Annotated in this window: 17 protein-coding genes; all 17 read left to right on the top strand. The window is 41.1% G+C overall.

The features are described from left to right. Positions 1 to 202 precede the first annotated feature (202 nt). The 17 genes from HF638_RS07995 (at position 203) to hpf (ending at position 17,199) form a co-directional block, all read left to right on the top strand. Positions 203 to 4,231 carry a fibronectin type III domain-containing protein gene (locus HF638_RS07995; protein ID WP_169479747.1) on the top strand — a complete coding sequence of 1,343 codons (4,029 nt, stop codon included), beginning with the start codon at positions 203 to 205 and terminating at the stop codon, positions 4,229 to 4,231. A 150-nt stretch (positions 4,232 to 4,381) separates the two neighbouring features. After that, complete coding sequence (locus tag HF638_RS07990; protein WP_062836993.1) at positions 4,382 to 4,786, top strand: TIGR03826 family flagellar region protein; 405 nt, start codon at positions 4,382 to 4,384, stop codon at positions 4,784 to 4,786. A gap of 176 nt (positions 4,787 to 4,962) precedes the next feature. Beyond that, positions 4,963 to 5,247 carry a flagellar biosynthesis anti-sigma factor FlgM gene (gene flgM / locus HF638_RS07985; RefSeq protein ID WP_047840678.1) on the top strand — a complete coding sequence of 95 codons (285 nt, stop codon included), beginning with the start codon at positions 4,963 to 4,965 and terminating at the stop codon, positions 5,245 to 5,247. A gap of 11 nt (positions 5,248 to 5,258) precedes the next feature. Then, positions 5,259 to 5,762 carry a flagellar protein FlgN gene (locus HF638_RS07980; RefSeq protein ID WP_145149342.1) on the top strand — a complete coding sequence of 168 codons (504 nt, stop codon included), beginning with the start codon at positions 5,259 to 5,261 and terminating at the stop codon, positions 5,760 to 5,762. 19 nt (positions 5,763 to 5,781) lie between these two features. Further along, a complete protein-coding gene (flgK, locus tag HF638_RS07975) occupies positions 5,782 to 7,338 on the top strand; it encodes a flagellar hook-associated protein FlgK (protein ID WP_169479746.1) in 1,557 nt (518 codons plus the stop codon). A 24-nt stretch (positions 7,339 to 7,362) separates the two neighbouring features. Further along, a complete protein-coding gene (gene flgL, locus HF638_RS07970; protein ID WP_105406881.1) occupies positions 7,363 to 8,283 on the top strand; it encodes a flagellar hook-associated protein FlgL in 921 nt (306 codons plus the stop codon). Positions 8,284 to 8,301: 18 nt separating this feature from the next. Further along, entirely contained in the window at positions 8,302 to 8,871 is a 570-nt protein-coding gene (locus tag HF638_RS07965) for a DUF6470 family protein (RefSeq protein ID WP_169479745.1), read from the top strand. A 117-nt stretch (positions 8,872 to 8,988) separates the two neighbouring features. Continuing rightward, the gene (fliW, locus tag HF638_RS07960; RefSeq protein ID WP_211175551.1) at positions 8,989 to 9,396 is read left to right on the top strand and encodes a flagellar assembly protein FliW; all 408 of its coding nucleotides are present in this window, start codon (positions 8,989 to 8,991) and stop codon (positions 9,394 to 9,396) included. A 1-nt stretch (position 9,397) separates the two neighbouring features. Continuing rightward, entirely contained in the window at positions 9,398 to 9,643 is a 246-nt protein-coding gene (gene csrA, locus HF638_RS07955; protein WP_024631614.1) for a carbon storage regulator CsrA, read from the top strand. 144 nt (positions 9,644 to 9,787) lie between these two features. Beyond that, positions 9,788 to 10,678: a flagellin Hag gene (hag, locus tag HF638_RS07950; protein WP_169479744.1), complete on the top strand. Its 891-nt coding sequence runs from the start codon at positions 9,788 to 9,790 to the stop codon at positions 10,676 to 10,678. Positions 10,679 to 11,049: 371 nt separating this feature from the next. Continuing rightward, positions 11,050 to 12,957 (top strand): glycosyltransferase, encoded by a 1,908-nt coding sequence (locus HF638_RS07945; protein ID WP_169479743.1) that lies wholly within the window; start codon positions 11,050 to 11,052, stop codon positions 12,955 to 12,957. Between the two features lie 131 nt (positions 12,958 to 13,088). Beyond that, the gene (locus tag HF638_RS07940; RefSeq protein WP_169479742.1) at positions 13,089 to 13,481 is read left to right on the top strand and encodes a flagellar protein FlaG; all 393 of its coding nucleotides are present in this window, start codon (positions 13,089 to 13,091) and stop codon (positions 13,479 to 13,481) included. A gap of 13 nt (positions 13,482 to 13,494) precedes the next feature. Continuing rightward, positions 13,495 to 14,976 carry a flagellar filament capping protein FliD gene (gene fliD / locus HF638_RS07935; RefSeq protein ID WP_248278074.1) on the top strand — a complete coding sequence of 494 codons (1,482 nt, stop codon included), beginning with the start codon at positions 13,495 to 13,497 and terminating at the stop codon, positions 14,974 to 14,976. A 23-nt stretch (positions 14,977 to 14,999) separates the two neighbouring features. Further along, positions 15,000 to 15,383 (top strand): flagellar export chaperone FliS, encoded by a 384-nt coding sequence (gene fliS, locus HF638_RS07930; protein ID WP_105406901.1) that lies wholly within the window; start codon positions 15,000 to 15,002, stop codon positions 15,381 to 15,383. Beyond that, on the top strand, positions 15,380 to 15,739 hold the full coding sequence (locus tag HF638_RS07925) for a hypothetical protein (RefSeq protein WP_169479741.1): 360 nt from the start codon (positions 15,380 to 15,382) through the stop codon (positions 15,737 to 15,739). Before fliS ends, HF638_RS07925 begins: the two co-directional genes overlap by 4 nt. A 277-nt stretch (positions 15,740 to 16,016) precedes the next feature. Further along, on the top strand, positions 16,017 to 16,214 hold the full coding sequence (locus HF638_RS07920; protein WP_017691992.1) for a cold shock domain-containing protein: 198 nt from the start codon (positions 16,017 to 16,019) through the stop codon (positions 16,212 to 16,214). A 421-nt stretch (positions 16,215 to 16,635) separates the two neighbouring features. Further along, on the top strand, positions 16,636 to 17,199 hold the full coding sequence (hpf, locus tag HF638_RS07915) for a ribosome hibernation-promoting factor, HPF/YfiA family (RefSeq protein WP_047840659.1): 564 nt from the start codon (positions 16,636 to 16,638) through the stop codon (positions 17,197 to 17,199). The last annotated feature ends 386 nt before the right edge of the window (positions 17,200 to 17,585 follow it).

Here is a 17,585-nt window from a genome sequence, read left to right as displayed (position 1 = left end):
ATTAATCATTGTTATAATTGTGATTGTCTCCATTCCATTTATACCGTTTGAAGTATAGTTGTTTGAAGAAATGATGAATGAAAGCGTTATAAGAAAATTTTTACATGTAAAAAAGAGGAATTGGTTTTCTCGCGCAGAATAGATAGTTTTGCCGTTCACCACGGGGAGTGGCACATCATATCTTTTGAAGGGGAGAACAGAAGTGGTCGCAGGAAAAAGAAAAAACAGATTTTACTTATGGACTGTCCGTCTACTAGTATTCATGCTGGTATTCGGACAGTTTGGCGTGTACGGGGGGAACCGGGCACATGCAGCGGTAGGAAGTGGGATAGTCTCATCAAGTAATGATTACCAATATGTGTTGACTAACAACAACGGCCAACTACAGGTAAATCAAAAATCAGTTAATCTGAGTTGGGCGAGATCATACGAGATTTCAACATCAGGATATTCTTTTAGGAGAAGTCAATCGATCAATGGGGCAGTTGGAGACATAACCAAGATTTCATTTGGCTCCTACACATCTACGTATACCGGCAAAGTTACCAATGCTTTTATCGTCGACTTTGCTGAGGTATGGGAGTATTACACGACTATGGAATACAGACAATCCGGAACCAATGTTGGAGTATGGAAAAATTCCACTGTTGATGAGTTTGGAATGACTACGCCAAGATATGTGCAAAGCTACGAGGCAACACAGCTAAGTCTCGTAATTAACGCAGATACAGGAGCGGTAGTAGATTTTGTATCCAACCTGAATCCGTATTACATACGGAAAGCAGAATCATTCAGTTTTGTAAAAGAGCCGGGGACAACAGAGCCTATTACTACGGTTCCAGCTGTTCCAACTAATTTAATGACTGATGCCAATGATGTAGCTATTAATCTCAATTGGTCTGCTGCTCCACAAGCTGTCCAATATGAGATTGAAGAGAATGGCGTGGTAAAAGGGCCTTTTTACGGAATTAATTATACAAGTTCTTCACTTACACCAAATACTACATACACCTATAGAGTACGTGGAATTAACCGACTAGGGGCTAGTGAGTGGAGTGAGCCGGCTGCATTAACAACCTTGCTTGCCAAACCCGTCTTGGCCGTAACGGCAGAGGAAGGAAAGAATACGATTCAGTGGATGGCGGTTGAGTCTGCAGATCGCTACCAGTTGCAGATTGATGGTGGCACACCAATTGAATTAGGAAACGTAACTTCTTATGTACATGAAGGGCTTGAAGCGAATTCAACGCATACCTATGTGTTAAAAGCCTTCTCGGCTAACAATGAGAGTGCGTGGAGTAAAATGGTGAGTCAATTAACAGTACCTGACCGTACCGATGCGTTGATGGTTACTGATGCCACATTCAATAAATTAACGCTAGCTTGGACTGCTGTAAAGGGTGCTACCGGATATGATTTGGAGATTGATGGCACTAATGTTGCTGTAACAGGCACCACATATAGCAAAACTGGCCTTGCAGCCAATACAGAGTATACCTTTAGAATCAGACCTAAAAATGCTGGTGGTGCAGGAAGCTGGAGCGATGTAACTACAGGAATCACCCAGATGAGTACACCTGTAGTTCAATCCAATCCTTCACAAGAAGAAGTTGTTCTCATCTGGTCACCAGTTGATGGTGCAACGTCATATGAAGTTGAGGTGGATGGTGTTGTCGTTGGAGATATATCAGATTTAATCTATACGCACACGGGGCTCAAACCTGGAACGGCACATAAGTATCGTGTACGTGCTATAAGTGACAATAACATTAGCGCATGGTCGGCAGTGAAATCACAGAATACGTTGCCTGATTCTGTTAATGGATTGGTGATTAATGCAGCAACCAACGCAGCTATTACTCTGAAATGGACAGCAGTAACCGGAGCCACAGGTTATGACCTCGAGATCGATGGAACAATTGTCCCTGTAACAGGAGTAACCTACACGAAGAGTGGTCTTGCAGCAAATACAGATCATACTTTCCGTATTCGTTCAAAGAATGCCGCTGGTGTAGGAGCATGGAGTGATCTAATCAGCGGAATAACGCAGTTGAACACACCGATATTAAAAGCAACATCAGAAGAAAATACAGTTAACCTGACGTGGGCTGATGTAGCAGACGCAACAAAGTATGAGATTGAAGCGGACGGAGTAGTAGTGGCAACAGTAGAGGAACCTGACTACAGCCATACATCATTGTTACCAGGAACAGCCCATAAGTATCGCATTCGTGCGTTGACCGAGAACAATACGAGTGCGTGGACAGCAATCCTGACGCAGAGCACGATTCCTGCTTCCGTTACAGGATTAACAGTTAGCTCGGCTACGAACGTAGCCATTGCATTAAAATGGACAGCAGTTACAGGTGCAACGGGATATGATCTGGAGATTGATGGAACGGTTGTCCCAGTAACGGGAGTAGCTTATACGAAGAGCGGTCTTGCAGCGAACACAGCTCATACCTTCCGTGTTCGTTCGAAAAATGCCGCTGGTGTAGGGGCTTGGAGTGATCTGATCAGCGGAGTAACGCTGCTGAACACACCTGTCTTGAAAGCAACATCAGTAGAGACTGCAGTTAACTTGACGTGGGCTGACGTAGCTGACGCAATCAAGTATGAGATTGAGGCTGACGGGGCAGTGGTAGCAACGGTAGAAGAGCCTAGCTATAGCCATGCAGCATTGCTGCCAGGAACGGCCCATAAGTATCGCATTCGTGCGTTGACAGAGACCAATACGAGTGCATGGACAGCAATCTTGACGCAGAGCACCATCCCTGCCTCCGTTACAGGATTAACTTTTAGCTCGGCTACGAGCGTAGCCATTGCCTTGAAATGGACAGCAGTGACGGGAGCAACGGGATATGATCTAGAGATCGATGGAACGGTTGTCCCAGTAACGGGAGTAGCTTATACGAAGAGCGGTCTTGCAGCGAACACAGACCATACTTTCCGTATTCGTTCGAAGAATGCTGCCGGTGTAGGGGCTTGGAGCGAACTCATCAATGGAACGACACTCCTAAATACACCAGTACTAAAAGCAGCATCGGAAGAAACTGTGATCAACTTAACTTGGGCAGCTATTGCTGATGCGACTAAGTATGAGATTGAGGCTGATGGAGTAGTAGTGGCAACGGTAGAAGAACCTAGCTATAGTCATACAGAACAGTTGCCAGGAACGGCCCATAAGTATCGTATTCGAGCGTTGACGGATACCAATACAAGTGCGTGGACATCAATCCTGACACAAAGCACTATCCCTGCAACAGTTAACGGTCTCATGTTAAATACAGCTACACCTGTTGCTATTTCAATGAAATGGGGCCCTGCTACAGGCGCTACCGCTTACGATTTGGAAATTGACGGTGTTGTGATTTCTGTGAGTGGGGCTGCTTATACGAAAAGTGGTCTTCTAGCCAATACGGATCATACCTTCCGCATTCGTGCGAAGAATGCTGCTGGCATTGGTAGCTGGAGTGAGATCGTAACCGCCTCGACCCAATTAAATGTACCAACAATGCTGAAAGCTGTACCTGAAGAAACGGCAGTTACGCTGACGTGGAATGAAGTTGCTGGTGCAGCAAAATACGAGATTGAGGCAGACGGCACAGTGGTTGGTACTGTGAGTGATCTCTTGTATGTCCATAATGGAGTACTTGGCGGCACGATTCATAAATACCGTATACGTGCTCTGACCGACACCAATCTGAGTGCGTGGACATCCCTTGTGTCATCAACCACGCTACCTACTGGTGTTACAGGTTTGATCATTAATTCATCAACAACAGTGGCTATTGCACTGAAATGGAATGCAGTTACCGGAGCTACAGGATACGATCTTGAGATTGATGGTACAGTGGTCGCTGTGAGTGGAGTTACTTATACGAAGAGCGGGCTTACACCGAATACGGAGCATACATTCCGAATTCGAGCCAAAAATGCTTCCGGTACGGGTGTTTGGAGTGAGATTATACCGGGAACGACTCAATTGCCTGCAGCACTTCTAAAGGGAACATCGGATAGAACGAATGTTACCTTAACATGGAATGCTGTGGTGGGAGCTTCGTCTTACGAAATTGAAGCAGATGGGCAAATTGTGGCGGTTGTCAGTGATGCAACGTTTGTTCATTCCGATCTGCTACCTTCCAGTTTGCACAAATATCGTATTCGGGCATTAAATGATCAGAACACGAGCGTTTGGTCTTCTGTTCTAAGTATTAGAACATTGAATTAATGATGTAGAGTGGGGGGAACCGGATTGCGTATATATGCATTCTGTTCCCCCTTTTGTTTTGTAAATAGACTATGGCTTCATCAGAGAAAATAAGGTAATGTATAGTTATTATCTATTCGGAAATGGAAGTTTGAGAGGGGCGTTTTAGCGATGAATCTAGGTAACTGTCCTCGCTGTGGTAAATTATATGCGTTGAATTTTCGAGATGTATGCTCGAACTGTATCAAGGAAATAGAGCAGGAATATCAGATCTGTGTAGATTATTTGCGCGAAAACAAGGGCACCAACATACAGGAACTATCCGATGCAACAGAAGTCTCAATTAAAAATATTACCAAGTTCATTCGTGAGGGACGAATTTCCATCGAGAACGCCCCGAATATGATGTATCCTTGTGAAGTATGCGGAACGTTGATTCGCGAAGGTCATATGTGTGACTCTTGCCGTAATCGTTTAACGAAAGACTTGGCAGGAGCAGCTCGTGAAGTAGGTCAGAAGGATAACAACAATGTAGGCGGACGAACCTACAATGCTGTCGACAAACTACGCGATTAATAGGAGCGAGGGCTCAAATACATGTTTTGCTATAACAAATGTTTTGAAACGTACCGATAAACTTATTAAAGATTATCGGTTTTTTTTATTATCCTAATCATTTTGATAACATAAAGATAAAGTAAGAAAAACGTATATCGTCGTAAAAACCTTATGTGGAAGGAAGTGCAAGTTAAATGAAAATCAATGAACCGAGTAGAATTGGCGCCATCAATTCATATCAAAGGAACGTTGAATCCAATCAGCAGGCTGATGCCAAGAAGAGCCGCCGTAAGGACGAAGTATCCATTTCTCCGGAGGCGATGAAGATGCTTGAGGAACAAAGTCGTACACAGGATGCAGGACGCATACAACGGATACAGGAACTGAAAGAACAGGTGAGTTCCGGAACGTATCAGGTAGATAGTAGCAAGCTTGCTGACAAGCTGCTGCCGTATTTTAAGTCTTTTGATAAGGAATAGGTGATCACGTAATGGCAGCACTGGATAGATTAATTGCAGTTTTGCAGCAAATGGAACAAAGTCACCGCGATATGCTGGCACTCAGCGAGGTCAAGAGACAGGTCATTGTTAAAAATGATGTAGATGAACTCATTGCCCTCCTCAACAAAGAATCTCGTTTCATGAAACAACAGGAGCCATTGGAGATCGAGCGGCAGAGTGCAGTTCACGAACTGCTACAGGAGCGGGGCATCAAGTCCATGCTGAACCTGAATATTACCGAGATCTCGAAGCTGATTTTTGATCCGGCTGACAAACTGCGATTGCTTGAAGTCCAGAAAAAGCTGGCGGGAACACTGCATGAATTAAAAGAAATTAATCAACTGAATCAAAAGCTGATCGAGCAATCGTTGATGTTTATTGATCTTTCAATGGACATCTTTGCTTCTCGGCCAGAACAGGATGCCACGTATCAGCATCCTGCTGATAAGAACGGTAATCCAGGGCGAATCGGTCTGTTTGACACGCGTGCCTGATTAATTAGGGGGAAACCAGGTGACATCTACATTTCATTCAATCGAAACGGCTAAACGCAGTTTGTTCACACAGACGACAGCTCTTAGCACAACAGGCCATAACATAGCCAATGCCAACACAGAAGGCTACTCACGCCAAAAGGTAAACATGCAGGCATCTATTCCAATGGAGCCGTTCGCATTTCTGCATAGCACAACACCAGGACAGCTTGGTACAGGGGTAGAATTTGACTCTATTACACGTGTGCGTGAGAAATTTCTGGATGACCAGTATCGCAATGAAAATACCAACTTCGGGAGTTGGTCCATTCAACGAGATACGCTTGAGAAACTTGAGGCTATTGTAAACGAACCATCAAACACTGGTTTTCGGACCGTTATGGATAATTTTTACAAATCATGGTCAGACCTGAGTAAGAATCCTGAGGATGTTACGGCACGTCGGATTGTCAAAGAAACAACCCTTGCTCTTACCGATGCGATGAATCAGATTAGCCGTCAACTGGATGCACTTAGCGAGGATCTTGATAGTAACATTGCTGTGAAAGGCAATGAAATTCAGGGCTACCTGGGTAATATAGCGAACCTTAATAGTGCCATTGTAAAAGTCGAGTCTCTTGGCGACAATGCCAACGATTTACGTGACCAACGTGATCTGATGACAGACAAGCTTTCCAAAATCATGAATGTTACCGTTACGGATTCTCCGCAAGGATATCAGGTTCAGATGAATGGACAGGCACTCGTCACTGGCGGTGCGGTACAAGTAGCGGTAGATCCTGCTTTTCTGAATGCTGCTTATACAGCAGGTACGCTCACTAACGGCGAGGTCCACGGTATGATCAAGTCCAGAGACACTTTGGTGACTGATTATCAGAAACAAATGGATGACTTAGCTAATACGCTTGCTAATGGGGATATCGAGATCACCCTTCCTGCAGGTTCTATCTTGCCAGATAATACTGTACTCGATGGAGTTACATACACAGGTGCAGCACGGACGTTGGCAACTGATTTGAAGGTTACGGTTAAAGGTCTGAACGGTCTGCACCAACTTGGATATAGTATGGACGGAACCAATTCGCCAGGATTACCTTTCTTTACAGCAGCGGGTGGTGGAACAGCAATTACAGCTGGCAACATTTCATTGAATGCCGAAATCTTGGCTGACCCGAATAAGATTGCAACCTCGCTCAGAACCACTACGGATTCTTCAGGAGCAGAAACAGTGATTAAAGGTAACAACACACTTGCTAATCTGCTGGCTAACTTGAAGGATACTCCAATGAAATCCGTTGATGGTTTGCGCAATGCAACGATTGGAGCTCAGTTTAGTGCGATCGTTGGACAGTTGGGTGTTCAATCTCAGGAAGCGGCACGTCAGACGTCCAATTCTGAATTTCTCGTAGAACAAGTGGACACTCGCCGTCAATCGGTCAGTGGTGTTTCCTTGGATGAAGAAATGGCTAATATGATCAAATTCCAACATGCTTACAGTGCTTCCGCACGTTTTATGACCACATATGACCAATTGCTTGAAAAATTAATTAACTCTACTGGCGTAGTAGGCAGATAATAGAAGGGAGTGACATAACAAACGATGAGAATTACAAATAATATGTTGAGCTCACAATTGATTCTTAACCTGAACCGGAATGCACAACAGATGAATAGCACACAAACTCAATTGGCAACGGGACGGAAGATCAACAAACCTTCTGACGATCCGGTAGGGATTACGTACTCCCTTCGTTATCGTGCAGAACTGTCTTCTAATGAGCAGTATCAAAAGAATGTGGATAGCGCTGTATCATGGTTGGATTTTAATGATACCGTTATGGATCAAGCAGGTAGCGTGGTCCAGCGGTTGAGAGAACTGACGGTGCAGGCAGCTACGGGGACTAACCCGCAATCTGCACTAGATAGTATTAATGAAGAAGTGAAGCAATTGAAAGCACAACTTGTTGATATTTCAAACAGCACGTTGAATGGGAAGTATGTGTTTAATGGTGAAACCTATGATGTGAAGCCTTATGATTTCCCTACCAGTACTGACGGATCGTTCGATACAACAAATGCTGCTTCCGTCGTTACTGATTCGGGTAAAATTAATTTTATCGTGGGTGAGAGTATCCAACTCCCAATTAACGTAACCGGTAATGAAGTGTTTGGTGATTCTACGGAAGCTGATAATCTATTTGTAATCTTTAACACGATTAGTCAGGCTCTCGCCAGTGGGGATCAAAAGGAAGTATCGAATCAGCTTGCAAACATTGATACTCGTACCAACAAGATGCTCGCGATCCGTGCGGAGATTGGTGCGAAAACCAATCGTGTGGAACTTATGCAAGGTAGATTAAGTGATCTCGAAGTGAACTTAACGGATTTGCAAGCAAAGGTTGAGGATGCAGATTACGCTGAGTTATCAATTAAGTCCAAAATTCAAGAAAATATATATAATGCTTCCCTTTCCGCTGGTGCTAAAATTATATCTCAGTCATTAGTTGATTTTCTTAGATAACAAAGGAGAGATCATCTAATGAGTACTCTTCCAGTGGTACAAATCCACACAACGCCCACGATATTACATATCGATGCGGACATTGGTCAGTATTCGATTCGCCAGCCGAAGGCAGAGGTTCAGCTCCAGACCAAGCCTGGTAAATTAACGGTGCAAAGCCATGCAATAGAGCTGAATGTGGATCAGTCCAAGGCTTTTTCTGCCTATCATGGTGGGAATATGATTGATATGAATGCCCGAATATATTCGGGTATTCAGCAATTATTCATGCAGAATATGGCTGAACGTGTGCAACAAGGAAATGATATGGCAGCCATCCACAAACCAGGCAATACAATTGCCAATATTGTAGGAACAAATTGGCAAGCTAAGCCGTTCCCGGAGACACGTACGGCAGCTTCCTCTGATAATGTGGATGTGCGTGTGTTTACGCAAGCACCAGACATTCGCTTTGAAGCAGCGGAATCCGAGATGAATGTAATTGTGAACAAGCCAGAGATTGAATATCAACGTGGTAAGTTGGATATTTATGTGCAGCAATATGCTTCTATACAATACACTCCGCCTACGATTGATATGGGATTATAAGATATAATGTAAAGCTATAGACGGTTATAATACCCCGCTATAGCTTTTTTCTATAAAATCATCGCCAAGGAGGCGTTTATTATTTTAATTGAGACGAGTACATGGGGGAAAATTGAATTGGATGAACACAGCATATATGAATTTCCAAGAGGTTTACCTGGTTTCGAAAGCGAAACTAGCTTTGCATTGATTCCTTGGGAAGATACGCCGTTTAGTTACTTACAATCATTAAAGGAGAAAGAGCTCTCTTTTTTGGTAGTCAGTCCATTTGAGTTTAAACAGGATTATAGTTTTGAACTGAGTGAAGAAGATAAAGAAGAACTCAAAATCAAAGAAGATGTAGCCGTTTATTCCATAGTCACTATACATTCAGATGTGACAAAATCAACGATGAACCTCTTGGCCCCAGTTGTAATTAATCCTGCACATCGGGTAGGTAAACAAGTTGTTCTACAGCAAACAGGTTATGTGACTAAACATCTCATATGGACAGAAGAATCGACTTCGGCAAAGGAGGGGGTCTGAAATGTTAGTATTGTCACGTAAAAAGGGAGAATCTATTATCATTCAAGATAACATTGAGGTAACTGTATTGGCAGTGGAAGGTGATACAGTGCGAATTGGCATCTCCGCCCCCAAACACATTGATATCTTCCGGAAAGAGGTATATGCATCAATTCAGGAGGCTAATCGAGAGTCTGCAAAACCTGATGCTCCTAGTGTCGCTGCTTTTATGGAGTTGCTCCAAGGTATTGAAAACAAAAAAAAATAAAAATATTCCAATTTACTATTAACAGTTCTTCTCTTCCTGTCGATATATAGTTTAGACGCTGCTTCGGCAGGGCGGCCGACCTTAATGTCGCGGCGTTTACCACAAGGATGTGGAACTAACTTATTTTCAGGGAGGAAATTTCTAATGATTATCAACCACAATATTGCTGCAATGAACACTCACCGTCAATTGGGTGCAAACACAACTAACACAAACAAGGCTATCGAAAAATTGTCTTCCGGTCTGCGTATCAACCGCGCTGGTGACGATGCTGCAGGTTTGGCAATTTCCGAAAAAATGCGCGGTCAAATCCGCGGTTTGGATATGGCTACTAAAAACGGTCAAGATAGCATTTCCTTGATCCAAACAGCTGAGGGTGCATTGAACGAAACTCACTCCATCTTGCAACGTATGCGTGAATTGGCAGTTCAATCTTCCAATGACACGAACACAGATAAAGACCGTACTTCTCTTCAAAACGAAGTTGATGAGTTGGCTAAAGAGATCACTCGTATCTCCAACACAACTGAGTTCAACACGAAGAAATTGCTTGACGGTTTCGCAGATGGAGATTCTAGTGTAACTAGCGCAGCTAACTTGAGCTTCCATATTGGTGCAAACGCTGGCCAAAACATCTCGCTTACCATTAAAGCTATGGATGCTGCAAGTTTGGCTGTTGGTGACACTACAGCTACTTCATCAACAGGATCTACTGCTGCTACAGCAGGTGGTGGTATCAGTATCTCAAGTGCGGCATCTGCAAATGCAGCAATCACAACAATCAATGCTGCTATTGAAACAGTATCTGCAGAGCGTTCTAAACTGGGTGCTTACCAAAACCGTTTGGAGCACACAATCAACAACTTGGGAACAACTTCCGAGAACTTGTCTGCTGCTGAATCCCGTATTCGTGACGTAGACATGGCTAAAGAAATGATGAACCAAACGAAAAACAACATCTTGGCTCAAGCTTCCCAAGCAATGTTGGCACAAGCAAACCAACAGCCACAAGCTGTTCTGCAATTGCTTCGTTAATTTTAATCAAGTACCTAAAGGTAGAAAAAGGTTGTCGATCTTTACATCGACAACCTTTTTTACTATGCCCAAATATGGTGAAATATTGAAGTGATAAGAAAGTAACATTGGAACCTGTTGTATGTCCGTTATAGAGCTCAGAGGACTTTTACGTTTGATATAATTAAAAAATGCATGAAAAGTAGATAATGAAACGATAACTCCGATAATTTTATATTAAATGCTCAAAGAAAAACATAAACTTAAAAATAATAGAGGGTATGGTTATGCTCAGTTCACTGTTGCGTATACTTCAGGCCAGTTTATATAGATTAAACTATAAATTATTATTCAAAATTTAAAATAATACTATGAAGAGACGAGTGGATATCATGACCAAATCTGTTTCACTTTGTATGATTGTAAAAAACGAAGAAAAGTATATAGAACGCTGTCTAGAGAGTGTGAAACATGTCGTTAACGAGGTTATTATCGTGGACACAGGCTCGAATGATGCAACTATTGATATAGCTAATAAATATACCACAAATATTCATTTCTTTGACTGGGTGAATGATTTCTCAGCGGCGAGAAATTTTGCTATAAAGCATGCGAAATCTGACTATATCTTAGTGATGGATGCTGATGAGTATTTAGAAGAAGACGTAGATTTACAAAAAGATTTAATTAAAGACTACGATTATTATGTATTCAATATCAAGAATCATATGAAATTTAATAAATCCTTTTCACACACTGCCGTGAGAATGTTCCGAAATCATGTTGATTTTAAGTATGAAAACAGATTGCATGAGCATCTTAATATACTGGAGAGCAACAACAAGTATGTTAGCGATATGTCGGTCAGTACAATCCAACATTTAGGATACATGGATGAAGAAATACTTGAAGAAAAAAAATATAAGCGTAATTTGCCATTAATGAAATTGGAAGTCATAGAGAACCCTACTGCTTATAACTTATTTAATATGGGAAAAACGTATTTTGGTATGAATGAGTTTAAGAAGGCAGTTCCTTATTTTCAACAATCGTACTCTTTAGCTAAGGATAAAGTATATATACCTGAGTTGCTAACGAAGTTAGCATTTGCCCTTAATGAGAATGGCCAAATTGATGATGCTATCTCGATATTAAATGATGCCACGGCTATCTTCCCACTAGAAACTGAAATGAAATATATTCTTGGAATTATATTTGGGAGTAATGGGTATCTCATAGATGCTGAGAAGTGTTTCTTGAATTGCTTAGATTTGGGAGATCAAGGAACAACGATTACTGAGGGCAGCGGAAGTTACATGGCTTATCTTCAATTATCAGATGTTTATGAGAAAACCAACCAACTAGATAAAAGTTACAATGCAAGAATCAAAGCTATGGAGATCAAAGGGGATTCTGCCCATGTTTTACAGGATTATTTGCAGTTCACTCTAAAGATAAATCAGCCTTTAGATGACATTAAACAGATTGTTGAAGATTACTATAGAATGAATAATATTGATGACCTTCAAAACTTAATGAACGTATTATACAGCTTGCGTCATCCATTACTGAACGTTTATTTGAAAAAATTCAATATTACAACTGAACCTCATATTCATGCTATAGCGAAAATATATAGTAAAGATAAGAATCAAATGAGAACCGTATTGGAAGAGATCCATGATATGGACAAGAGAGAAAATGCGCAAGATATCTTGCTTGTAGGATACGTTTTCAAGGAAGAAAGTTTAGTGAATAAAATTCAAAACTTAATGAATTTTGGCAATAAAGAGATGAAAGTTATTAAACAGCTACTTAAAGGAGAATCATTAACTGGATCCATTAGCTCTGCGCTACAGCATATTTTATTCTCATTATGTAGACAATTGGTCACAATAGAAGAGTTTGATTTATTCCAGGATCTCACCGAGAAGCTGATAAATAACGATCAGAAAAATCATTTGAGGGTAAGTAAACTCCTTAGTGAATATAGATTTGATGAATTGGCTATTGATATGTTAATTGTAACGTTTAAAGATTCTCCTAATAATCCGGAGGTCATCCGTCTGTTAGGAGATTTATGTTTCCGTAATGGTTATCTTGAAGATGCGGAAATGTTTTATACCAAATTGTTAAACTTAGATTCCAGTTATGAAGTATATGAACGGAATTTCTGTCTTTATGAGAAAAAAAATGATAAACAAGGAATGGGTAAAGTTGGAAATGAAATCATAGAGAAGTTCCCAGCAGTTTCCTGGGTCCATGAGCTTTATCCTATACGTAATCGTCTTATCAAGTGAGATTTTTGGAGTTGACCCAATCTATTAGTTGTGGATCTACAGTCAAGCGATACTTTAATTTACCATACCTCTTCATTCTCTGTTTATACTTACCGATAAATATAATAAATAATTCCATCGGGGGATGAACGATGAATCTACAGTTCTCACTTTCAACGAATTCAGTGAACAACAGTACTTCAAGTTCTTTAAGTCAACCAAGTGAAGCATTAGTAAATTCGAAAACACAACTCATTCAAGCAGTGAGAAATGGCGTTGATATGTCTAAGCTTGAACGACAAGGAATTAGCATTCCGTCTGGAGACGAACATCTTATTAAAGCGATTGACAGAGCTGTAAAAGCCCTTCAGGGACCTACAACAACTTTGGAGATGAGCGTTCATGAAAAAACTCATCAAATCTTAGTGAAAGTCCTGAATAAAGAAACCGGTGAATTGATTCGCGAGATTCCACCTGAAAAAACATTGGACTTGGTAGCCAAGATGATGGAAATTGCGGGTATCCTAATTGATGAAAAGGTATAGGAGGTTACTATAAATGAATATGCGAATTAATGGATTCTCAGGTATGGATATTGACAGTATGGTCAAATCTCTTATGACAGTGAAGAGAGTTCCGCTGGACAAGTTAAATCAACAGAAACAGATTTTGGATTGGACCAGAGATAGCTATAGACAGTTAAATAGTAAAATTGTGCAGCTAAGCAACAAATTGCAACAGATGGATCTGTCTGCAGCAACAAATACACAAAAATCAACGGTCAGTGGAAATACAACAGCAGTTAGAGCCGAGGCAAATGCGGACGCAGCTTCTGTGACAATGACTGTTGAAGTGAAAACATTGGCTAAGAAGGCTAATTTACAAACCCAAACAGTGCTAACTACAGGAACGCCTGATGCAAAAGCAAGCTTGAATACTACGCTAGCACAGCTTGACCAAACAGGCCCACCTAAGGCAGAATATGAACTCCATATTAATGATAAATCTTTAGTATTTAAAGATACAGATTCTTTATCTACCGTAATTTCTCGGATTAATTCTGAAATTCCAACAGCTAATGCAAGTTATGATGAGATCAGTGGTAAGTTAACGATTACCTCCAGAGAGAATGGGAAAGTAATCACAGGGACAGGGACTGGTGGGGCAGCAATGTCCAGTTCGTTATCAGACGTACTAGGTTTACAAGCGAATGGGGCTGTAAAAGGTGAAGTAAACATTACCACTTCTTCAGGTACCCGGAAATATGAAACTACAGGGGATACGTTGTTAGTCAATGGTGTGAATTTGACTTTATTAGAGACAACTGAAGGCTTACCCAGCAAGGTTTCAACACAGTCTGACCCTACAAAAGCGATGGAGACGATAAAATCCTTTGTTGATACCTACAATGAATTATTGGGATTAATGAATACGAAATTATCTGAAGCGAAGTATCGTGATTATGCACCTTTGACCGCAGAGCAAAAGAAGGACATGAAAGAAGACGACATTAAAAACTGGGAAGAGCGCGCCAAAAGTGGCCTCCTAAAAAATGATACCATTCTAAGCTCTGCCGTAGCCTCAATGAGGTCTGTCATTTCAGGGAACTTGAAAGTGCTAAGTGAGGCAGGAATAACAACTGGGCAATACTATGAGAAGGGTAAACTACAGATTGATGAGGTTAAACTTAAAAGTGCGTTGGACAGTAATCCTGATAGAATTCTAAGTGCTTTTAGAGGCCCTTCTAATGACGCTAACAATCCTGCTATCTTTAGCGGATTGAGAAAAGAATTGAACTCCACTTTGGATATGTTAGTTAAAAAAGTAGGTACCTCGAAGCAGGATGCAGACGCTAGCATCGCATTGAAAATAGAAAGTAGTATGGGCCTACAATTGAAAAACTACAATAGTAGGATTTCAGACTTGGATAGAAAAATGACTGTTTGGGAGACTCGATATTACAAACAGTTTGCCGCTATGGAAAAAGCAATGAGTCAATTCCAGTCCCAGTCTTCCAGTTTAGCAAGTTATTTTCAATAAATTTAAAGGAGGAATAGTTTGGCATGATTACATCTCCTTATGACAAATATAAGAAGTCTTCAGTTCAAACATCCACTCCAGGACAATTGGTTATTATGTTATATGATGGTGCAATTCGGTTTACTAAATTGGGCCTGGAAGGAATTAAAAACAAAGATTATTCTAAAGCGAATGTGAACCTTGGTAAAGCTCAAACGATTGTTAGTGAGTTAATGTCTACGTTGAATCTATCTTATCCTGTGTCTAAAGATTTGTTCTCGCTATACGAGTACATGAACCATTTGTTGATTCAAGCCAATATTAAAAAAGAGATCAAGCATGGGGAAGAAGCTCTGGGATACTTTCAGGAACTGCGTGAGACTTGGATTGTAGCAAGCAAGCAAGCAATGGGAGCTTCAGCTCAATGAATAGTAGTAACAAGACTTTGATAAACGATGTTCTCAGCCAACTTTCTGAGCTCACGCAGAATTTTATCAAAGATTTAGAAATTCAAGATTCTGACCTGGTAGAACAATTTGTTGAAGAGCGTCAACTTCTAGTGCAACAATTGCATGATGTTTTGGATGTTCAAGAGATGAGTGATCTGCAAAAAGAAACGCTGAAGAAAGTTTTGGCACATGACCCGATAATAGAGCAACGTATGTCATCACTTAAAAATGAAGCGCAGGAATGGTTGCTCCAACGAAATTCGGCCAAAACGCAGCGTACGGTATATGAATCCAAGTATGCTTCCGAGAGTTATCTTATGGATAAACGAAAGTAGTACCAAAGTATTGTATAATTACAATGAGACCCCGTACTGGCAAAACTCAGTATGGGGTCTTTTGTGTCTATTAAAATAGACGTCCCAACCCTCCAATTACCTGATATATTCAAGATACATCACCTTTCAACACAATCCCCAATTAATCTACAAAAAATTCCAAGAAAACATTTACTTTACCAATTGACAATGGATAACTTTGGATGTTATTATCTGAGTTGTGGGCGAGGTTAAGGCCGAAGCTTACTTCATTTGATGACGAAGGGAATGTTAGTGCATGCAAGGTAAAGTAAAATGGTTCAACGCAGAAAAAGGTTACGGTTTCATTGAGACTGAAGACGGCGGCGACGTATTCGTACATTTCTCCGCAATTCAAACCGAAGGATTCAAAACTTTGGAAGAAGGTCAATCCGTAGAATTCGACATCGTCGAAGGCGCGCGTGGACCGCAAGCAGCTAACGTAATCAAATTATAATCATCCGGACAATCCGACCTACATATATGGTTAGATGGTTACCAAATTGAATTATCGCTAGCATCAGACTCCGGTACTTTCCGGGGTCTTTTTTTGTTCTAATAGATTCGAGATTAGAGGATCATTCGAGGAACCTTATCTTAATGAATTTAATAGATTCACAAGCTTGATTGAGGTTCATTTTACATAATAGATTGAGCAAGCTCAAAAACGGTTAAATACATCATCAAGCGCCTAATAAGACATTCCATGTAAATATACGATTATGGCTGAATATGATGAAATATCGCGAATTATGGCGTTATTCCTACGTTGGTAGATGTGGCTTGAACAGATGTCATTATTCGGTCACCGGGAGTTTTTACATGGCGCTTACATTCGTGTTATAATGAAGTGGCAAAGGAAAAAGGAGGAGTGCCCTATGAATTTAAGTATTCGAGGTCAACAAATCGAGGTTACTGATGCTTTGAAGGATTATGTCGACAAAAAGTTGAGTAGACTCGAGAAGTATTTCGATGCACCCCTTAACTCTGACGGTGCTGTCACATTGAGCACGACGAGAGGTTTGCATACGGTAGAGGTGACGATCCCTTTGAAAGGCATTGTGCTCCGCGCTGAGGATGAGAGCGACGATATGTACGCATCCATTGACTCTGTGGTGGACAAGCTGGAACGTCAGATCCGCAAACACAAAACAAAAATTAACCGTAAGTTCCGCCAAGAAGGTAGCCTGAAAACACTCTTCGTTGAAGATCCAACAGGTACTGTAGCTACAGCTGAACTGGATGCGGACACGGATGACGATGATTTGGAAGTCGTACGGACGAAACGCTTTATGTTGAAACCAATGGACGTGGAAGAGGCAATCCTCCAAATGAACATGGTTGGTCACAATTTCTTCGTATTCTCCAACATTGACAGTGAAGAAGTAAGTGTTGTTTACAAACGGAACGATGGTAAGTACGGATTGATCGAACAAGGTTAATCTTAACGTACAAGATCATCGGATCGGACTTGCATATGAATATCTAATAATAATGAATCCAGGAACTGTAGTTTCCTGGATTAGACTTAACAAGAGCTTCCATCCCTCAGGGGATGGGGCTCTTTTGTGCGTAAAGGGGCTGGGAAATGACCTTTGGAAATAAAATGGTGAAACTATTCCCTATGCTGCTGCGTCTAATAGATAATAAGAAGAATCACAAACTGTACAAGTTTACCACCAGATTCTCATGATTACGAAAATATTCGTACACATGCATTCGAGAACTGGATATTGAGATTTCCATCCAAATTTACCATCAAAATTCGTTGATAGCGCCGTCTATCCTGCAAAACGAAACATGACAATCGAAGGCTTCCGCTAACGAC

It is taken from the genome of Paenibacillus sp. SZ31 (assembly GCF_012912005.1).
Taxonomy (GTDB): domain Bacteria; phylum Bacillota; class Bacilli; order Paenibacillales; family Paenibacillaceae; genus Paenibacillus.
This window is presented reverse-complemented; position numbering and strand designations above follow the sequence as displayed.